Genomic DNA, 21,921 nt, shown 5'->3' with positions numbered 1-21,921 from the left:
CCTTCGTCACTGCCGCGAAACATCGCGGCGCACCGGCCGAAACGGCGCTGGGCGAACCTCGTGGCTCATAACCGGCCCGCACCTTTCCCAGTGGTCCCGCAGTGGTTGTGCCCCCACCGCCCGCACGCGGCCGCACCGACGACGAGGAGACGCCGATGCCCCCAGGCATCACGACGCTTGCCGCAGACACCCCGACGCTGTCTGCCGCCAACACCGGCTTCATGCTCATCTGCTCGGCCCTGGTGATGCTCATGACCCCGGCCCTCGCCTTCTTCTACGGAGGCATGGTCCGCGTCAAGAGCACCCTCAACATGCTGATGATGAGCTTCATCAGCCTCGGGATCGTCACGGTCCTGTGGGTGCTGTACGGCTTCAGCCTCGCCTTCGGGACCGACGCGGGATCGGTCATCGGCTGGAGCCAGGACTTCGTCGGCCTCAGCGGGATCGGCGTCACGGAACTCTGGGACGGCTACACCATCCCGGTCTACGTCTTCGCGGTGTTCCAGCTGATGTTCGCCATCCTCACGCCCGCGTTGATAAGCGGTGCCCTCGCCGACCGCGTCAAGTTCACCTCCTGGGCCCTGTTCATCACGTTGTGGGTCACCGTCGTCTACTTCCCGGTCGCGCACTGGGTGTGGGGCGCGGGCGGCTGGCTGTTCGAGCTCGGCGTCATCGACTTCGCCGGCGGTACGGCCGTCCACATCAACGCGGGTGCCGCGGCCCTCGGCGTGATCCTGGTGATCGGCAAGCGGGTCGGCTTCAAGAAGGACCCGATGCGGCCGCACAGCCTGCCGCTCGTCATGCTCGGCGCCGGTCTCCTCTGGTTCGGCTGGTTCGGCTTCAACGCCGGGTCCTGGCTCGGCAACGACGACGGCGTGGGCGCGGTCATGTTCGTCAACACCCAGGTCGCCACCGGCGCCGCCATGCTCGCCTGGCTCGCCTACGAGAAGATCCGCCACGGCGCCTTCACCACCCTGGGCGCCGCCTCCGGCGCGGTCGCCGGACTCGTCGCCATCACCCCGGCAGGCGGCGCGGTCAGCCCCCTCGGAGCCATCGCGGTCGGTGCCATCGCCGGTGTGGTGTGCGCCATGGCCGTCGGCCTCAAGTACAAGTTCGGCTACGACGACTCCCTCGACGTCGTCGGCGTCCACCTCGTCGGCGGCATCATCGGCTCCCTGCTCATCGGTTTCTTCGCCACCGGCGGCGTCCAGTCCGACGCCAAGGGCCTCTTCTACGGCGGCGGGCTCGACCAGCTCGGCAAGCAGGCCGTCGGCGTCTTCGCGGTCCTCGCGTACTCTCTCGTCGTCTCCGCGCTCCTCGCCTTCGTGGTCGACAAGATCCTCGGGATGCGCGTGGACGAGGACGCCGAGATCTCCGGCATCGACCAGGTCGAACACGCCGAGACCGCGTACGACTTCAGCGGCGCCGGCGGCGGCGCGGCCTCCCGTACCGCCGCCCCCGCCCCCGGACCGGCCGCCCCGACGAACAAGAAGGTGGACGCATGAAGCTCATCACCGCAGTCGTGAAGCCCCACCGCCTCGACGAGATCAAGGAAGCCCTCCAGGCGTTCGGCGTCCAGGGCCTCACCGTCACCGAGGCCAGCGGCTACGGTCGTCAGCGCGGCCACACCGAGGTCTACCGGGGCGCCGAGTACACCGTCGACCTCGTCCCCAAGATCCGCATCGAGGTCCTGGTCGAGGACGAGGACGCCGAACAGCTCCTCGACGTCGTCGTCAAGGCCGCCCGCACCGGAAAGATCGGCGACGGCAAGGTCTGGACCGTCCCCGTCGAGACGGCCGTCAGGGTCCGTACCGGCGAACGCGGCCCGGACGCCCTCTGACCGGCCCCCGCCGACTGTTTCGCACGGTTCCGCACACGGAAAGGGCAGCTGGGTGACGAGCATCGAAGCGACCACCGGATCCGAGGACTCGCGCCCCAGCGGCTACGCGGCGGCCCGGCTGCGCCTTCTCCAGGAGAAGGAGCGGCCCGGGCCGCCGCGCCGTGCGGCCCTCGCCGCCCTCACCGACGACTGGCTCACCGCCCTGTTCACCGGCGCCGCCCAGCACGCCGGGGTCCGGGGCGCCGCCCTCGTCGCCGTCGGCGGCTACGGCCGGTCGGAGCTCTCCCCGCGCAGCGACCTCGACCTCCTCCTGCTGCACGACGGCAGCGCCGACCCCGCGGCCGTCGCCGCCCTCGCGGACCGGATCTGGTACCCCGTCTGGGACCTGGGCCTCGCCCTCGACCACTCCGTGCGCACCCCCGCCGAAGCCCGGAAGACCGCCGCCGACGACCTCAAGGTCCAGCTCGGACTGCTCGACGCCCGCCCCGTCGCCGGCGACCTCGGCCTCGTCGCGGCCCTGCGCACCGCGATCCTCGCCGACTGGCGCAACCAGGCACCGAAACGCCTCCCCGGCCTCCACGAGCTCTGCCGCGAACGCGCCGAACGCCACGGCGAACTGCGGTTCCTCCTCGAACCCGACCTCAAGGAGGCCCGGGGCGGCCTGCGCGACGTCACCGCCCTGCGCGCCGTCGCCGCCTCCTGGGTCGCCGACGCCCCCCGCGAAGGACTCGCCGAGGCCCGCCGCACGCTCCTCGACGCCCGCGACGCCCTGCACCTCACCACCGGGCGGGCCACCGACCGGCTCGCCCTCCAGGAACAGGACCAGGTCGCCCAGGCCCTCGGCCTCCTCGACGCCGACGCCCTGCTCCGCCAGGTCTACGAGGCCGCCCGCACCGTCTCGTACGCCACCGACGTCACCTGGCGCGAGGTCAACCGGGTCCTGCGCGCCCGCTCCGCCCGGCCCCGGCTGCGCGCCCTGCTCGGCGGCGGCCGGACCCCCGCCCCGGACCGCACCCCGCTCGCCGACGGCGTCGTGGAGGCCGACGGCGAGGCCGTCCTCGCCCGCACCGCCCGGCCCGAACGCGACCCGGTGCTCGTCCTGCGCGCCGCCGCCGCGGCCGCCCAGTCCGGACTGCCGCTCTCCCGCCACGTCGTACGCCACCTCGCCACCACCGCCCAGCCGCTCCCCGTGCCCTGGCCCGCCGAGGCCCGCGAGGAGCTGGTGACGCTGCTCGGCGCGGGCGAGGCCACGATCCCCGTCTGGGAGGCCCTGGAGGCGGAAGGGCTGATCACCCGCCTCCTGCCCGACTGGGAACGCGTCCACTGCCGTCCCCAGCGCAACCCCGTCCACACCTGGACCGTCGACCGCCACCTGGTCGAGGCCGCCGTCCGCGCCGCCTCGCTCACCCGCCGCGTCGGCCGCCCCGACCTCCTCCTCGTCGCCGCCCTGCTGCACGACATCGGCAAGGGCTGGCCCGGTGACCACTCCGTCGCCGGGGAGGTCATCGCCCGCGACATGGCCGCCCGCATCGGCTTCGACCAGCACGACGTGGGCGTCATCGCCACCCTCGTACGCCACCACCTGCTGCTCATCGAGACCGCCACCCGGCGCGACCTGGACGACCCGGCCACCGTCCGCGCCGTCGCCGACGCCGTGGGCAGCGCCGCGACCCTGGAGCTGCTGCACGCGCTCACCGAGGCCGACGCCTTGGCCACCGGGCCCGCGGCCTGGTCCGCCTGGCGCGCCTCCCTCGTCACCGAACTCGTCAAACGGGTCGCCCAGGTCCTGGCCGGGGAGGCCCCCGAGGACCCCGAGCCCGTCGCCCCGAGCGCCGAGCAGGAACGCCTCGCGATCGAGGCCCTGCGCACCGGCACCCCCGTCCTCGCCCTGCACACCCGGCCCGAGACCCCGCAGGAGGGGGACGCCCCGGAACCGGTCGGCGTCGAACTCCTCATCGCCCTGCGCGACCGGCCCGGCGTGCTGCCCGCCGCCGCGGGCGTCCTCGCCCTGCACCGCCTCACCGTCCGCGCCGCGGACCTGCGCGCCGTGGAACTGCCCACGGAGCTGGGGGACTCCGCGGACCTGCTGCTGCTCAGCTGGCGCGTCGCCGCCGAATACGGCTCGCTGCCCCGGGCCGACCGGCTCCGCGCCGACCTCGTACGGGCCCTGGACGGCACCCTGGACATCCCCGCCCGCCTCGCCGAGCGGGAGGCCGCCTACCCCCGGCGGCGCGGTGTGAAGGCGCCGCCGCCCCGGGTGACGGTGGCCCCGGCGGGCTCCCGGCTCGCCACGGTGATCGAGGTCCGCGCACAGGACGTGCCCGGGCTGCTGCACCGCATCGGGCACGCACTGGAGCGGAGCGCGGTACGGGTGCGGAGCGCGCACGTGTCGACGCTGGGGGCGAACGCCGTCGACGCCTTCTACGTCACGGACACCGACGGGGCGCCGCTGTCGGCGCAGCGGGCGGCGGAGCTGGCCCAGAAGGTCGAGAAGGCGCTCGGCTGAGGCCGGAACCGGGCGAGGTCTTGGCGTTCTCCGGCGTCCGGATACCCTGGGAACCTACTGACCCGACCCGCCCCCGACCCTGAGGACCGACGAGCGCCGTGTTCGATACTCTCTCCGACCGCCTTGCCGCGACTTTCAAGAACCTCCGGGGCAAGGGCCGCTTGTCCGAGGCGGACATCGACGCCACGGCTCGCGAGATCCGTATCGCCCTGCTCGAAGCGGACGTGGCGCTGCCCGTCGTCCGGTCCTTCATCGCCAACGTCAAGGAGCGGGCGCGCGGCGTAGAGGTCTCCCAGGCCCTCAACCCCGCCCAGCAGGTCGTCAAGATCGTCAACGAGGAGCTCATCTCCATCCTCGGCGGCGAGACCCGGCGGCTGCGGTTCGCCAAGAACCCGCCCACCGTGATCATGCTCGCCGGTCTCCAGGGTGCCGGTAAGACGACCCTCGCCGGAAAGCTCGGCCTCTGGCTCAAGGGCCAGGGCCACTCCCCGCTGCTCGTCGCCTGTGACCTCCAGCGCCCCAACGCCGTCAACCAGCTGAGCGTCGTCGCCGACCGCGCCGGTGTCGCGGTGTACGCCCCCGAGCCGGGCAACGGCGTCGGCGACCCGGTCCAGGTCGCCAAGGACTCCATCGAGCACGCCCGGACCAAGCAGTACGACGTCGTGATCGTGGACACCGCCGGCCGTCTCGGCATCGACCAGGAGCTGATGCAGCAGGCCGCGGACATCCGCGACGCGGTCAGCCCGGACGAGATCCTGTTCGTGGTCGACGCGATGATCGGTCAGGACGCGGTCAACACCGCGGAGGCGTTCCGCGACGGCGTCGGCTTCGACGGCGTGGTGCTCTCCAAGCTCGACGGTGACGCCCGCGGCGGTGCCGCCCTGTCGATCGCCCACGTCACGGGCAAGCAGATCATGTTCGCGTCGAACGGCGAGAAGCTGGACGACTTCGACGCGTTCCACCCGGACCGCATGGCGTCCCGGATCCTCGACATGGGTGACCTGCTCACCCTGATCGAGCAGGCGGAGAAGACCTTCAGCCAGGAAGAGGCCGCCAAAATGGCCTCCAAGCTGGCGTCCAGCAAGGGCAAGGACTTCACGTTCGACGACTTCCTGGCCCAGATGGAGCAGGTCAGGAAGATGGGCTCCATCTCCAAGCTGCTCGGCATGCTGCCCGGCATGGGGCAGATCAAGGACCAGATCAACAACATCGACGAGCGCGACATCGACCGCATGGCCGCGATCATCAAGTCGATGACCCCCAAGGAGCGGGCCGACCCGACGATCATCAACGGCTCGCGCCGGGCCCGTATCGCCAAGGGCTCCGGTTCCGAGGTCTCCGCCGTCAAGGGCCTGGTCGAGCGGTTCTTCGAGGCCCGCAAGATGATGTCGAAGATGGCGCAGGGCGGCGGCATGCCGGGGATGCCCGGGATGCCGGGCATGGGCGGCGGTCCGGGCCGGCAGAAGAAGCAGGTCAAGCAGGCCAAGGGGAAGCGCAAGAGCGGCAACCCGATGAAGCGCAAGGCCGAGGAGCAGGCCGCGGCCGCCCGCCGCGAGGCCGCGCAGAACGGCAACGTCCCGGGGCTGCCCGCCGGCCAGGGCGATCAGAACTTCGAGCTGCCGGACGAGTTCAAGAAGTTCATGGGCTGACGATCACGCCACGTCATGCCGGAGGGGCGCGCACCGTACACGGTGGGCGCCCCTCCGGCGTACGTTCACGTCGTGCAGACCAGGTACCGGAACACGTTGGACATCCACACCGTGCCGTCCGGCCGCCGGTGCGGGTGCAGGGCCTCGGCGAGCTCCTTCTCCACCTGCCACCGGTCCGTCGCCCGGACCGCCGCTTCGAACAGCCGGGTCGACAGCAGGCCGCGGACCGCGCTGTCCATGTCCGCGTAACCGAACGGGCAGGCCACCCGGCCGGAGCCGTCCGGCCGCAGCTCGGACCGGAAGGCCACGTCCTCCAGATCGTCGCGGCGCGGCCCCCGCCAGCCGCCGCCCGGTCCGCGCCCGTCGTCGGCGAGCCGCCCGGCCACCCGGAGCACCGCCGCCGTGGCGCACCGCTCCGGCGGGCCCCAGCCGGTCAGGACGACCGTGGCGCGCCGGTCCGCCGACGGCACGGCGGTCTCCAGCGCCCGCACCAGTTCCTCGCCGTCGCCCGCCTCGCAGCCGATCGGGGTGAACGCGGTGATCAGGTGGTGCGGCCCGTCCTCCGCCGCCTCGGCGACGCTGTCCGTGAGCAGCGGTGCGGAGGCCGGTGCGGCGTGATCGTCCGGTGCGGGCAGCAGCCGGGTCCGGGCGAGGGCGAGGCGGTCCGGGTCGGTGTCCACTCCGGTGACCGCGGCGCCCCGGCCCACGGCCATCAGCAGCGCCAGGCCGGAGCCGCAGCCGAGCGAGAGCATCCGCGTGGCGGGCCCCACCTCCAGCCGCGTGTACACCGCTTCGTACAGCGGTGCCAGCATCCGTTCCTGGATCTCCGCCCAGTCGCGGGCGCGGGAGGCGCCGTCCGCGGGGGCGGACGACTCCGTGTGCCGGTGGTGCCGAACGAGCGTTGGTGTCATGGAATGCGCCCCAATCCGCCGAGGTTGCCGGTTCTGCCGATCGGTCGTGCCCGAGTGGACGGCCGTCCCGTCCTGGTGACGCGCGCTTCCCCCGTATGCCAGAGAACTGCGCATCCGCCGCCGCGTCCAGAGGTCTGCGGGGCGTGGTTGTCCGCACTGCCGTCCGGCGCACGACGGCACCGGCGCACCCGGACGGCGGGGACGCCCCGGGGGTCCGTCCCGTCCTCTGCCGGTCCCAGTCTGACCCGACACGCCGGTGCGGGCACGTCGAGCACGTCACGGCGGTGCGGGTACCCTCGCCCCTGCCGTCCGCCCCCGGAGGGGGCGCGTACCGCGTCTACGCGCGCAGGCGTACGCGTCGCTACGTACCGGCTTGGTGCGAGCTGTGAGGCTTCTCCGCAGATCAGCGCACCCGGCCCTCGTCGCGACGCATGAAGGTCAACCGACTGGTACGTGCAAAATATTTGGGATGGCCCGGAATCGGAACACCGAGGGCCCCGCGCTCGTTGGTCACGACGTGAGCACGACACCACCTGTACTTGCCGCAGAGCTGGCGCAGGCGTGGGCCGACATTCAGCGGTACCACCCCGAGCTGCCCGATCTCGCCGCACCCGAGTCCCTGATCGGAGAGTCCTCGTCCGCCTGTGGCGCCGAGCTCTCCTTCGAGCGACTGCTCCACGAGGCAGTCCACGGCATCGCCGCCGCCAGAGGTGTCCGCGACACCTCGCGCGCCGGCCGCTATCACAACCGACGATTCCTGGCGATCGCCGAGGAGCTGGGCCTCGACCATGCCGAGGAGCCCCATCCCAGCAGCGGCTTCTCGCTGGTCACGCTCAACCCCGAGGCCAAGCGCCGCTACCGGCCGACGACGGAACGGCTCCAGCGCGCCCTCAAGGCGCACACCGTGGCCACCGCCGCCGACACCAAGCGCTCCTTCCGCGGCCCGGCCGCCCGGCACGGCTCCTCCGGAGGGGGCGTGCGGGTCAAGGCCGTCTGCGACTGCGGCCGCAACGTGCGCGTGGTCCCCTCGGTCCTCGCCCAGGCGCCGATCGTCTGCGGCGGCTGCGGAAAGCCGTTCAGAATCCCGGAGACCGCGGTCGCGGTGGGGTGAGCCGACGGGGTGTGGCACAATGGCTAGCTGTACTCGACAGTCGCACAGGACCCCTCTCTCCTCCGGCTGACGCGTCCATCGGGCACCCGAGTACCGCAACCCCACGTGGCATCTTCGTTGTGCCCAACCACGTCATAGACCAGGAGACACCACTTCCGTGGCAGTCAAGATCAAGCTGAAGCGTCTGGGCAAGATCCGTTCGCCTCACTACCGCATCGTCGTCGCCGACTCCCGTACCCGCCGTGACGGCCGGGCCATCGAGGAGATCGGTCTGTACCACCCGGTGCAGAACCCGTCGCGCATCGAGGTCAACTCGGAGCGTGCGCAGTACTGGCTGTCCGTCGGCGCCCAGCCGACCGAGCCGGTTCTCGCGATCCTGAAGCTCACCGGCGACTGGCAGGCGCACAAGGGCCTCCCGGCCCCCGCGCCGCTGCTGCAGCCGGAGCCCAAGGCCGACAAGCGCGCCCTGTTCGAGGCCCTCTCCGGCGACGGTGAGGAGTCGAAGGGCGAGGCCATCACGCCGAAGGCGAAGAAGGCCGACAAGAAGGCGGACGAGGCTGCTGCCTCCTCCGCCGAGTCGACCGAGGCCTGAGCATGCTCGAGGAGGCTCTCGAGCACCTCGTGAAAGGCATCGTCGACAACCCCGACGATGTGCAGGTCGCCTCGCGCAACCTGCGCCGTGGCCGTGTGCTTGAGGTCCGGGTCCACCCCGACGACCTCGGCAAGGTGATCGGCCGCAACGGCCGCACCGCACGCGCGCTGCGTACCGTCGTGGGCGCCATCGGCGGCCGTGGCATCCGTGTCGACCTCGTCGATGTGGACCAGGTTCGCTGACAGAAGTTGAACACCGGCACGGGCCGGGGAGGGCCAAGCGCCCGCCCCGGCCCGTCGTCGTACGACAGGAGAGACATAAGGTGCAGTTGGTAGTCGCGCGGATCGGTCGCGCCCACGGCATCAAGGGCGAGGTCACCGTCGAGGTGCGCACGGACGAGCCCGAGCTGCGGCTCGCGCCCGGCGCCGTCCTGGCCACCGACCCCGCCACGGCGGGCCCGCTGACGATCGAGACCGGCCGGGTGCACAGCGGCAGGCTGCTGCTGCGCTTCGAGGGTGTGAAGGACCGTACGGCCGCCGAGGCGCTGCGCAACACCCTGCTGATCGCCGACGTCGACCCGGCGGAGCTCCCGGAGGACCCCGAGGAGTTCTACGACCACCAGCTGATGGACCTGGACGTGGTCCTCGCCGACGGCACCGGGATCGGGCGGATCACCGAGATCACGCACCTGCCCTCGCAGGACCTCTTCATCGTGGAGCGGCCGGACGGCAGCGAGGTGATGATCCCGTTCGTGGAGGAGATCGTCACCGAGATCGATCTGGAGGAGCAGCGCGCGGTGATCACCCCGCCGCCCGGCCTGATCGACGCGAGCGAGGCGGTCGTGGCCTCCGCGCGCGAGGAAGAGGAGTCCGCGTCGAAGGCCGAGGACGCCTGATGCGGCTCGACGTCGTCACGATCTTCCCCGAGTACCTGGAACCGCTGAACGTCTCCCTGGTCGGCAAGGCCCGTGCCTCCGGCCGCCTCGATGTCCATGTGCACGACCTCCGCGACTGGACGTACGACCGGCACAACACCGTGGACGACACCCCGTACGGCGGCGGCCCCGGGATGGTCATGAAGACCGAGCCCTGGGGCGAGGCCCTGGACGAGGCCCTCGCGGACGGTTACGAGGCCGGCGCGCACGCCCCGGTCCTCGTGGTGCCCACGCCGAGCGGACGGCCGTTCACACAGGAGCTCGCCGTCGAGCTCTCCGGGTGCCCCTGGCTGGTCTTCACCCCGGCCCGCTACGAGGGCATCGACCGGCGCGTGACCGAGGAGTACGCCACCCGGATGCGGGTGGTCGAGGTGTCCATCGGCGATTACGTGCTGGCCGGCGGGGAAGCCGCTGTGCTGGTGATCACCGAGGCGGTGGCCCGGCTGCTGCCCGGCGTCCTCGGCAACGCGGCCTCCCACCAGGACGACTCCTTCGCCCCCGGCGCGATGGCCAATCTGCTGGAGGGGCCCGTCTACACCAAGCCGCCCGAGTGGCGCGGCCGGTCCATCCCCGATGTGCTGCTCAGCGGCCACCACGGGCGGATCGCGCGCTGGCGGCGGGACGAGGCGCTGCGCCGTACGGCCGCCAACCGGCCCGATCTGATCGAGCGGTGGGAGGCGTCCGGCTTCGACAAGAAGGACCGGGAGATGCTGTCCATCCTCGGCTGGTCACCGGAGCCGGGTGGCCGATTTTGGCGCAGGCCCGAGGCCGTGGAAGAATAGGCCGCTGCTGTCCGTCCGGCGTGCGCCCCTGCCACAGGGGGACACGACGCCCGTCCGACGCGACCGGCCCCTAGCATTCATCACTCTCCCGTCGATGACCTGTGGCATCGGCGAAGAAAGCAGACAACATGGCTTCCCTGCTCGACGACGTCAACGCCGCGTCGCTGCGTACCGACCTCCCGGCCTTCCGCCCGGGTGACACGGTCAACGTTCACGTCCGCGTGATCGAGGGCAACCGCTCCCGTGTCCAGCAGTTCAAGGGCGTCGTCATCCGCCGCCAGGGCGCGGGCGTCAGCGAGACCTTCACGGTCCGCAAGGTCTCCTTCAGCGTCGGCGTCGAGCGCACCTTCCCGGTGCACAGCCCGATCTTCGAGAAGATCGAGCTCGTGACCCGCGGTGACGTCCGTCGCGCCAAGCTGTACTTCCTCCGTGAGCTGCGCGGCAAGGCCGCGAAGATCAAGGAGAAGCGCGACCGCTGAGCTGACTGCCTCGTCCACAGGGTGTCCGGTTAAGCTCTGGCCCCGATGGACACGCAAGCAGAACTCCAGGAGCGCGATCTCTCCTCCGCACCCGATACGGGTCCGGGGGAGGGGTCGCGCTCTTCGCGTGTCCGCGACCGGATCGCCGGACTGAGGTCCTGGCGGGGCGTGCTCGCGCTCGGCGCGGTCTGCGCGGTGTTCGTGCTCCTCTTCAGCACCTTCGTGGTGCAGCCCTTCCTGATCCCTAGCGGTTCGATGGAGCGGACGCTCCGGGTGGGCGACCGGGTGCTCGTCAACAAACTGGCGTACCGCTTCGGCGACGTCCCCCGCCGCGGTGACGTGGTGGTCTTCGACGGCACCGGCTCGTTCGTGCGCGAGGGGGCGGAGCAGAACCCCGTCACCGCGCTGCTGCGCGGGGCCGCGGCGTCCCTCGGGCTCGCCGAGCCCGCCGAGACCGACTTCGTGAAGCGGGTGGTGGGCGTGGGGGGCGACCGGGTGGTCTGCTGCGACGCGCGGGGCCGGATCGAGGTGAACGGCCGGCCGCTGGACGAGGACTACCTCTTCCCCGGGGACGCGCCCTCGAAGGTGCCATTCGACATCGTGGTGCCGGAGGGCACCCTGTGGATGATGGGCGACCACCGCGCCCGTTCCCGGGACTCCAGGGACCACCTGGGGGAGCCGGGCGGCGGCATGGTGCCGGTGGACCGGGTGATCGGGCGGGTCGACTGGTTCGGCTGGCCGCTGGGCCGGGTGGGCTCGCTGCCGGGGACCGCCGCCTTCGACTCCGTACCGGCACCCGGCCCGTCGCATGGGTAGCCACGGGCGCCACGGTGCCCCGGCGGCGGACGGAGGGGCGCGCTCCCTGCCCACCCGGGCCGAGCGGCGCAAGCTGGCCCGCAAGGTGAAACGGAAGCGCCGCGGATCGGCGCTCCGGGAGATCCCGCTGCTGATCACGGTGGCGTTGCTGATCGCGCTGGTCCTCAAGACCTTCCTCGTGCAGGCGTTCGTGATCCCGTCCGGATCGATGGAGCAGACCATCCGGATCGGTGACCGGGTGCTCGTGGACAAGCTGACGCCCTGGTTCGGTTCGAAGCCGCGGCGCGGCGATGTCGTCGTGTTCCGCAACCCCTCGGACTGGCCGCCGCCGACCCAGGAGAGCCCCGGGGAGTCACCCGTCGTCGTCAAGCAGGTGAAGCAGGTGCTCACCTTCGTCGGGCTGCTGCCGTCGGACGACGAGCAGGATCTGATCAAGCGGGTCGTGGCGGTCGGCGGCGACACCGTGAAGTGCTGCGCGTCGGACGGGAGGCTCCTCGTCAACGGCATGGCGGTCGAGGAACCGTACGTCTATCCCGGGGATTCACCCTCCACCATCAAATTCGAGGTAAAGGTTCCGGCGGGCCGCCTCTTCGTCATGGGGGACCACCGCTCCAATTCCGCCGATTCGCGCTTCCACATGGACAAGACGGCGAACGGCACGATCTCCGAGGACGCGGTCGTGGGGCGGGCCAAATGGATCGTCTGGCCCTTCGGGCACTGGGCCGGCCTGGAGGAGCGTGCGGCCTTCGCCTCGGTCCCGGACGCGCGCGCCGGTACGGGGGCCGCCTCGGGGCCGTCGAATAGTGTGTCCAAAGATCCAGGCGGATTGATCCGGCTCCCGACCCCTGCGGAACTCCCGCTCGTTATGGGAGTGGTGGGCCTGCGTCGGCTAGGGCGCGGGCGGTGGCACGGAGTAAGGAGTGGATGTGGGGGATTTGGCGGTCGGCGCACGATCCGGACACGACGAACCCGAGGACCGGCCGGGACGTCCGGCACATTCCGAGCCCGCCGGTGCGGCGGAGGACGGGACGACGGTGAGCGGGGCGGAAAGTGACGGCGGCGCGTCCGGGAGCAGCACGGCCCGGAAGAAGAATCCCCGCCCGTTCTGGAAGGAGCTGCCGCTCCTCATCGGCGTCGCCCTCGTACTGGCGCTGCTGATCAAGACGTTTCTGGTGCAGGCGTTCTCGATTCCGTCGGACTCGATGCAGAACACGTTGCAGCGGGGCGACCGGGTCCTGGTGGACAAGCTGACGCCGTGGTTCGGTTCGGAGCCGGAGCGCGGCGAGGTCGTCGTCTTCCACGACCCGGGCGGCTGGCTGGAGGACAGCCAGGCCCCCGAGCCGAACGCGGTGCAGAAGTTCCTCAGTTTCATCGGCCTCATGCCCTCGGCCGAGGAGAAGGACCTCATCAAGCGGGTCATCGCGATCGGCGGTGACACCGTGCAATGCAAGAAGGGCGGCCCGGTCGAGGTCAACGGCAAGGCGCTGGACGACAAGTCCTTCATCTTCGAGGGCAACAGCGCCTGCGACGACGAGCCGTTCGGCCCGATCAAGGTGCCCAAGGGCCGGATCTGGGTCATGGGCGACCACCGGCAGAACTCCCTGGACTCGCGGTACCACCAGAACCTGCCGGGCAACGGCACCGTCTCCAACGACGAGGTGGTCGGCCGGGCCATCGTGATCGCGTGGCCGGTCAGCCGCTGGGCGACCCTCCCGATCCCGAAGACCTTCGACCAGCCCGGCATCAACGCCGCCGCCGCGGCGGCCCCCGGGGTGATCGGCCTCGCGGGGGCGGTGCCCCTGGTGCTCTGGCGCAGGCGGCGCCGGACCACGACCGCCGGCACAGTGAGGAACGACGCGTGAGCGACCTGGCAGACGGAGCACAGTCCGAACAGGCGCGGTCCGCCGAGTCTCCCGCCGCAGAATCCTCGGCCCCGGAGCCTTCCGCGGCTGAGCCCGAGGCGGACAAGAACGCGGAGCCGCAGGCCGGAAAGAAGAAGAACGACCGGCCGTTCTGGAAGGAGCTGCCGCTCCTCATCGGCATCGCGCTGGTCCTGGCCCTGTTCATCAAGACGTTCCTGGTGCAGGCGTTCTCGATTCCGTCGGACTCGATGCAGAACACGTTGCAGCGGGGCGACCGGGTCCTGGTGGACAAGCTGACGCCGTGGTTCGGTTCGGAGCCGGAGCGCGGCGAGGTCGTCGTCTTCCACGATCCGGACGGCTGGCTGGACGGTGAGCCGACCCCGAAGCCCAACGCCGCGCAGAAGTTCCTGAGCTTCGTCGGGCTGATGCCGTCCGCCGAGGAGAAGGACCTGATCAAGCGGACGATCGCGGTCGCCGGTGACACCGTGGAGTGCAAGAAGGGCGGCCCGGTCGAGGTCAACGGCAAGGCGCTCACCGAGCCGTACATCTTCCCCGGCAACAGCGCCTGCGACGACATGCCCTTCGGGCCGTTCAAGGTGCCGGACGGCAAGATCTGGGTCATGGGCGACCACCGCCAGGATTCGGCGGACTCCCGCTACCACACCAGCGACGCCAACAAGGGCTTCGTGCCGGTGAGCCAGGTCGTGGGCCGGGCCGTGGTCGTCGCGTGGCCGGTGAACCGCTGGTCCGTGCTCTCCGTCCCGGACACCTTCGACCAGCCCGGCATCAGCGCCGCGGCCGGTGCCGCACCGGGCGTCCTGGGGCTCGCGGGCGCGGTTCCGTTCGTCATCCGGCGCAGGCGGAGGCTGACCGCCGGACGTACTGCCGGGTAGGGTGCCCACGCGGATCAGCGATTGTCGATCTCCGATGGGGGACGCCGGTATGGGTGCAACAGGTCGTACGGACGACGGCCGCGGCCGGCTCGGCAGCAGGCTGTCCGGGGCGGCGGTGGCGCTCGGCTGCCTGCTCTTCCTCGGCGGCTTCGTCTGGGGCGCCTTCGTCTACCAGCCGTACACGGTCCCCACCGGGTCGATGTCACCGACGGTCGACGCGGGCGACAAGGTCCTCGCCCAGCGGGTGGACGGCGGCGAGGTCCGGCGCGGTGACGTGGTGGTGTTCAACGACCCGGAGTGGGGCAACACCCCGATGGTGAAGCGGGTCGTCGGCGTCGGCGGCGACAAGATCGCCTGCTGCGGCAAGGACGGCCGCCTCACGGTCAACGGCATACCCATGGACGAACCGTATCTGCGGTCGCCCGGCCGCGCCTCGGCCCAGGACTTCACCGCCGAGGTGCCCAAGGGCCAGCTCTTCCTGCTGGGCGACGACCGCACGGTCTCGCTGGACTCCCGGGTCCACCTGGAGGACGCCATGCACGGCTCGGTGCCCCGGTCGGCCGTGGAGTCCAGGATCGACGCCGTCGCCTGGCCGCTGGGCTCCATGATCGACCGGCCCGAAGCGTTCGCCGCGCTGCCGGGCGGTGTCTCGTCGGCCGGGCCGCTCAGGCTCCAGCTGACCGCCATGGCGGTGGGCATCGTGCTCATCCTGGGCGGAGCGGCGTACGGCCCGCTGGCGGCCCGGGCCGCGCGGCCGAAGCGGAGTGCGAAGCCCGAGGCGGCCGCCGGTGTCCGCTGAGGTGCGCAGGGTCGCCCGCCTGGTGCTCCTCGACCCGGACGACCGGATTCTGCTGATGCACGGCTTCGAACCGGAGGACCCGGCCCGCACCTGGTGGTTCACCCCGGGCGGCGGCCTGGAGGGCGACGAGACGCACGAGCGGGCCGCGCTGCGCGAGCTGGCCGAGGAGACGGGGATCACCGACGTCGGACTGGGCCCGGTGATCTGGCGGCGCTCGTGCTCCTTCACCTTCGACGGCCGGCGATGGGACCAGGACGAGTGGTACTTCCTGGCCCGTACGGCACAGACCGCCACGGACACCAGCGGCCACACATGGCTGGAACGCCGCAGTGTCACAGGGCTGAGGTGGTGGACCTCCGCCGAACTGTTGGCGGCGCGTGAGACGGTGTACCCCACCGGGCTCGCCGACCTGCTCCGGAGGCTGCTCGACGAGGGCCCTCCGCGTACGCCGGTGGACCTGGCCCCCGGAAGCGGCTGAGCGGCCGGGGCGCCGGAGCCCGGCGCACAATGGGGAAACGCACGGCTGAAGGGGAACATGCCAATGAGCGCCGAGGACCTCGAGAAGTACGAGACCGAGATGGAGCTGAAGCTCTACCGGGAGTACCGCGATGTCGTCGGTCTGTTCAAATTCGTGATCGAGACCGAACGGCGCTTCTACCTCACCAACGACTACGAGATGCAAGTGCACTCGGTCCAGGGCGAGGTGTTCTTTGAGGTGTCCATGGCGGACGCCTGGGTCTGGGACATGTACCGGCCCGCCCGGTTCGTGAAGCAGGTACGCGTGCTCACGTTCAAGGACGTCAACATCGAGGAGCTCAACAAGAGCGATCTCGAACTTCCGGGTGGCTGAGTTATCCACAATCGCCCGCCTGTCCACCAAGATCCACTGAAGTAGGGCGGACGCGTCAGAGTCGGTGCCGGAGGTGGTGCCGACATGAACGCACGGGCGGCTCTCGGGCGGTACGGCGAGGATCTGGCGGCGAGGCTGCTGACCGACGCCGGCATGTCCCTTCTGGAACGGAACTGGCGCTGTCGCGCCGGTGAGATCGACATCGTCGCGATGGACGGGGACGCGCTCGTCATCTGCGAGGTGAAGACCCGCAGATCGGGCGCGTACGAACATCCGATGGCCGCGGTCACCCCGGCGAAGGCCGAGCGGCTGCGCAGGCTGGCCGCGCTCTGGCTGGAGCGGCACGGCGGCCCGCCGCCGGGCGGAGTGCGCATCGATCTGGTCGGGGTGGTGCTGCCCGAGCGCGGCGCACCCCTGGCCGAGCACGCGCGGGGGGTGGCCTGATGGGGTTCGCACGTGCCTGCTCGGTCGCCCTGGTCGGCGTCGAGGGCGTGGTGGTGGAGGTCCAGGCGGACCTGGAGGCCGGTGTGGCGGCGTTCACGCTGGTGGGGCTGCCCGACAAGAGCCTGGTGGAGAGCCGGGACCGGGTCCGGGCGGCCGTGGTCAACTCCGGGGCGGAGTGGCCGCAGAAGAAGCTCACCGTGGGGCTTTCCCCGGCCTCGGTGCCCAAGGGCGGATCGGGCTTCGACCTGGCCGTCGCCTGTGCGGTGCTGGGCGCGGCGGAGCGGATCGACCCCGAGTCGATCGCCGACGTGGTGATGATCGGGGAGCTGGGTCTCGACGGCCGGGTGCGCCCGGTGCGGGGTGTGCTCCCCGCGGTCCTGGCGGCGGCCGACGCCGGGTACCGGCAGGTGGTCGTCCCGGAACAGACCGCGGGCGAGGCGGCCCTCGTCCCCGGCGTCTCCGTGCTCGGGGTGCGCAGCCTGCGGCAGCTGATCGCGGTGCTGTGCGACGAGCCGGTGCCGGAGGAGCGGCGGTCCCAGGACGAGGGCCGCCCCGACCCGATGCTCGCCGGGCTGATGGTGCCCGGTGCCGGGCTCGGCACCGGCCTCGCCAGGGGCCCGGCGGCCGGGGACGGCGCCCGGCCGGACCTGGCGGACGTGGCAGGTCAGGAGCAGCCGCGCAAGGCCCTGGAGGTCGCCGCCGCCGGCGGCCACCATCTGCTGCTGACCGGTCCGCCGGGCGCCGGCAAGACGATGCTGGCCGAGCGTATGTCCGCGATCCTGCCGCCGCTCACCCGGCAGCAATCCCTCGAAGTGACCGCCGTCCACTCGGTGGCGGGCATCCTGCCACCGGGCGAGCCCCTGATCGGCCGGCCGCCGTACTGCGCGCCGCACCACTCGGCGACCATGCAGTCGCTGGTCGGCGGGGGCAACGGACTGCCCCGGCCGGGTGCGGTCTCGCTCGCCCATCGCGGAATCCTCTTCCTGGACGAGGCGCCGGAGTTCTCCGTGAAGACGCTGGACGCGCTGCGCCAGCCGCTGGAGTCCGGGCACGTCGTGGTGGCCCGCAGCGCGGGGGTGGTGCGGCTGCCGGCGCGGTTCCTGATGGTGCTCGCCGCCAATCCGTGCCCCTGCGGGCGGCACACCCTGAGCGGTGGGGGCTGTGATTGCCCGCCGTCGGCGGTGCGGCGGTATCAGGCCAGGCTCTCCGGACCGCTGCTCGACCGGGTGGACCTCAGGGTGACCGTCGCACCGGTCACGCGGGAGGACCTGATGGGGCGGGCCGGCCGGGGCGAGTCCACGGCGACCGTCGCCGCGCGGGTGCGGGAGGCCCGGGAGCGCGCGGCCGAACGGCTGGCCGGGACGCCCTGGACGACCAACAGCGAGGTGCCCGGCCACGAGCTGCGGACCCGGCTGGCCGCTGCCCCGGGCGCGCTGATGGCGGCCGAGCGGGACATGGAGCGCGGGCTGCTCACGGCCCGGGGCCTGGACCGGGTGCTGCGCGTGGCGTGGACGGTCGCGGACCTGCGCGGCGCGTCCCGCCCCGACGCCTCGGACGTGGCGGCGGCCCTGGAGCTGCGCAGCGGCATCCCGCGCGGGGTGCCGCTGGGGGCGGGGGCACCGTGACGGGGCGCGGGGGAGGCGGACCCGGGGGAGGCGGATCCGGGTATGGCGCCGGTCCGGGTGCGGGCGGAGTCACGGGCGCGCGGGTGGGCCCGGAGGCCGCCGGGGGTGCGGGCGCGGCGGAGCGGCTGGCCCGGTCGGCACTGACCCGGGTGCTGGAGCCCGGCGACGAGCGGGGCGGCCGGTGGCTGCGGGAGTGCGGCGCGGTCGGACTGTGGCGGCGCATCACGGACCCGGCCGGGGAGGCGGAGCGGCTGCCAGGCATGACGGCGCGGCGTCTCGCGGGCTACCGGCTCCGGGCGGACCGGGCCGACCCGGAGCGGGACCTGGCCGCCGTCGCCGCGGTCGGCGGACGCTTCGTCTGCCCCGGCGACCGCGAGTGGCCGACCCAGCTGGACGACCTGGGCGACGCGCGGCCGACCGGGCTGTGGGTGCGGGGCGGGCCCGATCTGCGGCTCTGGGCGCTGCGCTCGGTCGCCGTGGTCGGCGCCCGCGCCTGCACCCCGTACGGGGCCCACATGGCGACGACGCTGGGCGCGGGGCTCGCGGAGCGCGGCTGGGTGGTGGTCTCGGGCGCCGCCTTCGGGGTGGACGGCGCTGCGCACCGGGGTGCGCTGGCGGCGGGCGGGGCGACGGTGGCGGTGCTGGCCTGCGGGGTGGACGTGGTCTATCCGCCGGGCCATGCCGAGCTGATCGCGCGGGTCGCCGGGCAGGGGCTCGTCGTCGGTGAGCTGCCGCCGTCCGAGCACCCCACGCGCAGCCGGTTCGTCCAGCGGAACAGGGTGATCGCCGCGTTGACGCGGGGGACGGTGGTCGTGGAGGCGGAGTACCGCAGCGGTTCGCTGGTGACGGCGCGGGTCGCACAGCGGCTGGGGCGCTTCACGATGGGCGTCCCCACACCTCTTTCCGGGGCTGCCACTCTGGCTCCGATCCGGTTCCGCATGGCCATCGCCGCGTAGCCGCGCCAGCACGAGGCCCGGGAGGGCATTCTCCCGGGCCTCTCGTGTGCCCGCCGGGCCTGGGAGGCCGGGGCGGGGTCTCGTGCGCTCCGTGGTGCCACCGGAGCCCGCGACGGCCTATGCGGTCGGCTGGGACTGCGACTCCTCGGACTGTTCTTCCTCGGTGCGCTCCCGTTTCATGTCGCGCCAGGCGACCCGGGCGCGACGTGCCGAAGCGAAAACGTCAGGTAGCTGGTCGAGGAAACCACGGATGGCGAAGAGCAAGATCGACAGCACGCCAAAGAATGCGAGGATGCCGAGCGTTACGGCCGCGTCCAACAGTCTCAGTACCTTTCAGACAGGTGACCGAGCCGGGTCTCTTGCGCAGGGCATTCGTCAGCTCGGCCACGGTGAAGTGGCTCGAACCGAGAAGCCCCGCGCTCGACGCAACGCTGGGTGTCTCAGTGGCCGAGGCGGGCGCGCTCGGCAAAACAGTGCGTTCATACAGTTCGTGGCGAGTCGAATGCTCCTCAAGCAACCTTGCGAGCCGACATCGATTGGACGTGACCAGCAGGTATCCGACCCGCCTGCCTCATCCCGGTCTCGCGCCTCCTGGAACTCCCTGCACCATCTGGATGCAGATCACAAGAAGCGAAGCAAAGGGCTTCGACTGCGTGCGAGAGCTTGCAACCTCCCACACGCAGAATTGATGGTAGGCCAAGCGCGTCCACACGCGCAGCTCCATCTGAGACAAGTGACCCCCGTCTCAGTCGCGTTGACTGGACGGGGGCAAGTGACAAGAGGTCGGGACGACCTATGCAGCGAGGGGCGGCTCCTCGTCGTCGTCCGCCTGGGGCGGCTCGTCCGCCGGGGGCGACGAGTTGGGCCTCTTGAAGCGCTGCCACGAGTCGCGAGCGCGTCCGGCCGAGTCGATGACGTCGGGCACCTGGTCCAGACACGCCTTGATCACGATGAGCAGCGCTGAGGCCACGCCAGCGATGCCGAGAATGATGATGGTGATGCCGTCCACCGATCCTGACCTTCCCTGTCATGGGTCGGATCGGGTGCGCAGGCAGCCTCGATCCGAACCCTACGGTTCGGACCGAGACACCCGCGCTTGACGCACAGCGGCGCAAATGTTCTCGGGCGGGCCAATGGTGGCCCGGGTTGTGCAGGTACTACGTCTCTTTCGGCGGCAGCCCCGTCTTCACGGCCTGTGCGTCAGGCCCCCTGTCGGAATTGAGAAGGGGGCCCCGAGCTCCAACGGGGCGGCGTCCTGGTTCCCGGTGCAATCGGGTCGCCCAGGTGCGGAGGGCCAACTGTGACCCTCAGTCGCCATGATAGCGCAACTGCGCCCCGCAACCTCGGTAGTTGAGGTGCGGGTCGCTCCCGTTGTGGGACTCGCGGCGGACTCGATCCGGCCATTCCGGATGATCGGTCACAGAACCACGTATTCCGCACTTATGATCCTCGCCATGACTACACAGAACCCCAACACCGCCTGTATGTGCGGCAGTTACTCGTTCGAGGTGCTGGTGCACGAGGAGCCCAGTGGCGACAAGGTGTGGCAGCTGAAGGCCACCGGTTGCGCCGCGACAACCCAGAGCAAGTTCGCGCCGGGGCATGACGCCAAGCTCAAGTCGTTGATCATTCAGGCCGGAGTCGGCGGCCACCCCGTGCGCCGCGTCGTCCGCGACACCGTGGTGTCCAAGGACGCGCTGCGGGTGGCCGCCGACCTCGGATGGGAAGACCTCGTCCGGGACGCCATCGCCCGGGGGAGTAGCTAAGCCTTGTCGGCCTCGGGCACCGGCTTGATGCGCTCCAAGGGCACGTCCCACTCGATGCCCCCGCCTTGTGGGCGCAGGTACGCCTGGCGGCCGACCACTCGCCCGCCCTCTTTGGTGCGCTCCTCGATCACGCCGACCAGGTGGCCCGTGCGCTCCGAGACCGTGTCTTCAACCAGCGTGCCGGCCGGATACGGCAATGTTCCGTGGCTCAACGTCGTCTGCGGCTTCTCGTGCATGCGTCCCGTCCCCTCGTCGTCCTGACCAGCAGGTATCGCGATATCGTGATGTCGCGCTATCGCATATTACTGCGGTAGCGCGGCTAACGGCGTGCTCTTACGGTCAGAGGGTGACTGGGGATCTTGATCGAAGCCGTCCGATCTGGCGGCAGGTGGCCGCGATCATCGAGGCGCGCGTGGCCGACGGGACTTACCCGCCGGGCAGCCGCGTGCCGGGCATCGTCGAGCTGAGCGCCGACTTCAACATCGCCGCGTCGACCGCGCAGAAGGCGTTGGCGCACCTGCGCACGACCGGGGTCGTCCGCACCGAGCTGGGCCTGGGCACCTTCGTCGCCGACAAGTAAGCCCAGAGAGACCCCACGGAAGGCCACGAGAGACCGCCCCGGGCCCAGACGGCCCGGGGCGGTCTTCTGTGCGCTCCCGTACCCCACGGGAGCCCGGGGCGAGGGTGGTCGCAGGAACGCCGAAGGGGCACCCCGTCTGGGTGCCCCTTCGGTCAGAGACCGTTCACTCAGCAGCCGCCACGTGACCCGCTGCCACAATCACGCTCACGGCTGACATAAGAAATGCAATAACCTTCATGCCAACCTCCACGTTGTGCTTTGAAATTGTGTGATCAGGGCGAGTGCCCTGGGTGTTGCTCTTACGGAACGCGCGAACAGCCTTGGTGAACTCATAGAAGTGCCAAAGTGCCAGGCCAACCGTAAGTGTGATTGCCGGAGTCGAACCGGCTGTGGCGATAGCTCAACGAACGCTCTCTATGCCTCAAGTCTACCTGAAACGGCCGGAGTTGGCCACGTTTGTCCCTCGCGCTGGCGGGGGCGGACGGACCCCCGGAATGGGTACGAGAGGCCGCCGGAGACCCCACGG

At 71.3% G+C, this 21,921-nt stretch carries 25 protein-coding genes and 1 pseudogene; 22 read left to right on the top strand and 4 right to left on the bottom strand.

From position 1 onward, the window contains the following. Positions 1–155 precede the first annotated feature (155 nt). The 4 genes from ACZ6C6_RS32580 (at position 156) to ffh (ending at position 5,995) form a co-directional block, all read left to right on the top strand. The gene (locus ACZ6C6_RS32580) at positions 156–1,505 is read left to right on the top strand and encodes an ammonium transporter (protein ID WP_469208126.1); all 1,350 of its coding nucleotides are present in this window, start codon (positions 156–158) and stop codon (positions 1,503–1,505) included. Next, positions 1,502–1,840 (top strand): P-II family nitrogen regulator, encoded by a 339-nt coding sequence (locus tag ACZ6C6_RS32575; protein ID WP_018102395.1) that lies wholly within the window; start codon positions 1,502–1,504, stop codon positions 1,838–1,840. The genes ACZ6C6_RS32580 and ACZ6C6_RS32575 overlap by 4 nt, the downstream gene beginning before the upstream one ends. A 52-nt stretch (positions 1,841–1,892) precedes the next feature. Next, positions 1,893–4,346 carry a [protein-PII] uridylyltransferase gene (locus ACZ6C6_RS32570; protein ID WP_469208123.1) on the top strand — a complete coding sequence of 818 codons (2,454 nt, stop codon included), beginning with the start codon at positions 1,893–1,895 and terminating at the stop codon, positions 4,344–4,346. Between the two features lie 98 nt (positions 4,347–4,444). After that, positions 4,445–5,995, top strand: a complete 1,551-nt coding sequence (gene ffh / locus ACZ6C6_RS32565; RefSeq protein WP_469208121.1) for a signal recognition particle protein — start codon at positions 4,445–4,447, stop codon at positions 5,993–5,995. Positions 5,996–6,060: 65 nt separating this feature from the next. Here ffh and ACZ6C6_RS32560 read toward each other — a convergent pair whose 3' ends face one another. Beyond that, on the bottom strand, positions 6,061–6,906 hold the full coding sequence (locus tag ACZ6C6_RS32560) for an SAM-dependent methyltransferase (RefSeq protein WP_469208119.1): 846 nt from the start codon (positions 6,904–6,906) through the stop codon (positions 6,061–6,063). Between the two features lie 517 nt (positions 6,907–7,423). On the opposite strand from ACZ6C6_RS32560, the gene ACZ6C6_RS32555 reads away from it, so the two are divergent. The 16 genes and pseudogenes from ACZ6C6_RS32555 to ACZ6C6_RS32480 form a co-directional block, all read left to right on the top strand. Then, positions 7,424–8,017 (top strand): hypothetical protein, encoded by a 594-nt coding sequence (locus ACZ6C6_RS32555; protein WP_018521397.1) that lies wholly within the window; start codon positions 7,424–7,426, stop codon positions 8,015–8,017. 157 nt (positions 8,018–8,174) lie between these two features. After that, entirely contained in the window at positions 8,175–8,609 is a 435-nt protein-coding gene (gene rpsP, locus ACZ6C6_RS32550) for a 30S ribosomal protein S16 (protein ID WP_469208117.1), read from the top strand. Positions 8,610–8,611: 2 nt separating this feature from the next. Then, the gene (locus ACZ6C6_RS32545; protein WP_005311361.1) at positions 8,612–8,851 is read left to right on the top strand and encodes an RNA-binding protein; all 240 of its coding nucleotides are present in this window, start codon (positions 8,612–8,614) and stop codon (positions 8,849–8,851) included. A gap of 80 nt (positions 8,852–8,931) precedes the next feature. Further along, positions 8,932–9,504, top strand: coding sequence for a ribosome maturation factor RimM (gene rimM, locus ACZ6C6_RS32540; RefSeq protein WP_469208115.1), 573 nt, complete (start codon positions 8,932–8,934; stop codon positions 9,502–9,504). Beyond that, a complete protein-coding gene (trmD, locus tag ACZ6C6_RS32535; protein ID WP_469208113.1) occupies positions 9,504–10,325 on the top strand; it encodes a tRNA (guanosine(37)-N1)-methyltransferase TrmD in 822 nt (273 codons plus the stop codon). Before rimM ends, trmD begins: the two co-directional genes overlap by 1 nt. Before the next feature lie 128 nt (positions 10,326–10,453). Then, positions 10,454–10,804 (top strand): 50S ribosomal protein L19, encoded by a 351-nt coding sequence (rplS, locus tag ACZ6C6_RS32530; RefSeq protein ID WP_469208111.1) that lies wholly within the window; start codon positions 10,454–10,456, stop codon positions 10,802–10,804. A gap of 45 nt (positions 10,805–10,849) precedes the next feature. Continuing rightward, entirely contained in the window at positions 10,850–11,620 is a 771-nt protein-coding gene (gene lepB / locus ACZ6C6_RS32525) for a signal peptidase I (RefSeq protein ID WP_469208109.1), read from the top strand. Continuing rightward, a complete protein-coding gene (gene lepB / locus ACZ6C6_RS32520) occupies positions 11,613–12,674 on the top strand; it encodes a signal peptidase I (protein WP_469208107.1) in 1,062 nt (353 codons plus the stop codon). The genes lepB (ACZ6C6_RS32525) and lepB (ACZ6C6_RS32520) overlap by 8 nt, the downstream gene beginning before the upstream one ends. Beyond that, the gene (gene lepB / locus ACZ6C6_RS32515; RefSeq protein WP_469208203.1) at positions 12,556–13,482 is read left to right on the top strand and encodes a signal peptidase I; all 927 of its coding nucleotides are present in this window, start codon (positions 12,556–12,558) and stop codon (positions 13,480–13,482) included. Before lepB (ACZ6C6_RS32520) ends, lepB (ACZ6C6_RS32515) begins: the two co-directional genes overlap by 119 nt. Next, positions 13,479–14,375 (top strand): signal peptidase I, encoded by an 897-nt coding sequence (lepB, locus tag ACZ6C6_RS32510; protein WP_469208105.1) that lies wholly within the window; start codon positions 13,479–13,481, stop codon positions 14,373–14,375. Before lepB (ACZ6C6_RS32515) ends, lepB (ACZ6C6_RS32510) begins: the two co-directional genes overlap by 4 nt. A gap of 49 nt (positions 14,376–14,424) precedes the next feature. Beyond that, the gene (gene lepB / locus ACZ6C6_RS32505) at positions 14,425–15,174 is read left to right on the top strand and encodes a signal peptidase I (RefSeq protein ID WP_469208103.1); all 750 of its coding nucleotides are present in this window, start codon (positions 14,425–14,427) and stop codon (positions 15,172–15,174) included. After that, on the top strand, positions 15,164–15,652 hold the full coding sequence (locus ACZ6C6_RS32500) for an NUDIX hydrolase (RefSeq protein WP_469208101.1): 489 nt from the start codon (positions 15,164–15,166) through the stop codon (positions 15,650–15,652). Before lepB (ACZ6C6_RS32505) ends, ACZ6C6_RS32500 begins: the two co-directional genes overlap by 11 nt. Before the next feature lie 63 nt (positions 15,653–15,715). After that, positions 15,716–16,024: a DUF2469 domain-containing protein gene (locus ACZ6C6_RS32495; protein WP_043444228.1), complete on the top strand. Its 309-nt coding sequence runs from the start codon at positions 15,716–15,718 to the stop codon at positions 16,022–16,024. An 84-nt stretch (positions 16,025–16,108) separates the two neighbouring features. Next, positions 16,109–16,468, top strand: coding sequence for a YraN family protein (locus ACZ6C6_RS32490; RefSeq protein WP_469208099.1), 360 nt, complete (start codon positions 16,109–16,111; stop codon positions 16,466–16,468). Continuing rightward, a complete protein-coding gene (locus tag ACZ6C6_RS32485; RefSeq protein WP_469208098.1) occupies positions 16,468–18,093 on the top strand; it encodes a YifB family Mg chelatase-like AAA ATPase in 1,626 nt (541 codons plus the stop codon). The genes ACZ6C6_RS32490 and ACZ6C6_RS32485 overlap by 1 nt, the downstream gene beginning before the upstream one ends. Further along, a pseudogene (locus ACZ6C6_RS32480) lies at positions 18,090–18,992 on the top strand (DNA-processing protein DprA); the annotation flags it as partial. The gene ACZ6C6_RS32485 and the pseudogene ACZ6C6_RS32480, both read left to right, overlap by 4 nt. Before the next feature lie 174 nt (positions 18,993–19,166). Here the strand turns inward: ACZ6C6_RS32480 and ACZ6C6_RS32475 are convergent. Further along, the gene (locus ACZ6C6_RS32475) at positions 19,167–19,367 is read right to left on the bottom strand and encodes a hypothetical protein (RefSeq protein WP_469208096.1); all 201 of its coding nucleotides are present in this window, start codon (positions 19,365–19,367) and stop codon (positions 19,167–19,169) included. A gap of 475 nt (positions 19,368–19,842) precedes the next feature. Next, complete coding sequence (locus ACZ6C6_RS32470) at positions 19,843–20,058, bottom strand: hypothetical protein (RefSeq protein WP_469208094.1); 216 nt, start codon at positions 20,056–20,058, stop codon at positions 19,843–19,845. Positions 20,059–20,503: 445 nt separating this feature from the next. Between ACZ6C6_RS32470 and ACZ6C6_RS32465 the strand changes: the two genes are divergently transcribed. Continuing rightward, complete coding sequence (locus tag ACZ6C6_RS32465) at positions 20,504–20,815, top strand: hypothetical protein (RefSeq protein WP_469208093.1); 312 nt, start codon at positions 20,504–20,506, stop codon at positions 20,813–20,815. Here ACZ6C6_RS32465 and ACZ6C6_RS32460 read toward each other — a convergent pair. Then, positions 20,812–21,051 (bottom strand): hypothetical protein, encoded by a 240-nt coding sequence (locus ACZ6C6_RS32460; protein WP_469208091.1) that lies wholly within the window; start codon positions 21,049–21,051, stop codon positions 20,812–20,814. The two genes, ACZ6C6_RS32465 and ACZ6C6_RS32460, sit on opposite strands and share 4 nt — an antisense overlap. A gap of 110 nt (positions 21,052–21,161) precedes the next feature. Here ACZ6C6_RS32460 and ACZ6C6_RS32455 point away from each other — a divergent pair, with 110 nt between their 5' ends. Next, positions 21,162–21,395 carry a GntR family transcriptional regulator gene (locus ACZ6C6_RS32455; protein ID WP_469208089.1) on the top strand — a complete coding sequence of 78 codons (234 nt, stop codon included), beginning with the start codon at positions 21,162–21,164 and terminating at the stop codon, positions 21,393–21,395. Positions 21,396–21,921: the final 526 nt, after the last annotated feature.

The organism is Streptomyces sp. NPDC041814 (assembly GCF_055590565.1).
Note: the sequence above shows the minus strand (reverse complement) of the source record. Positions and strands in the feature narration are given on the sequence as shown.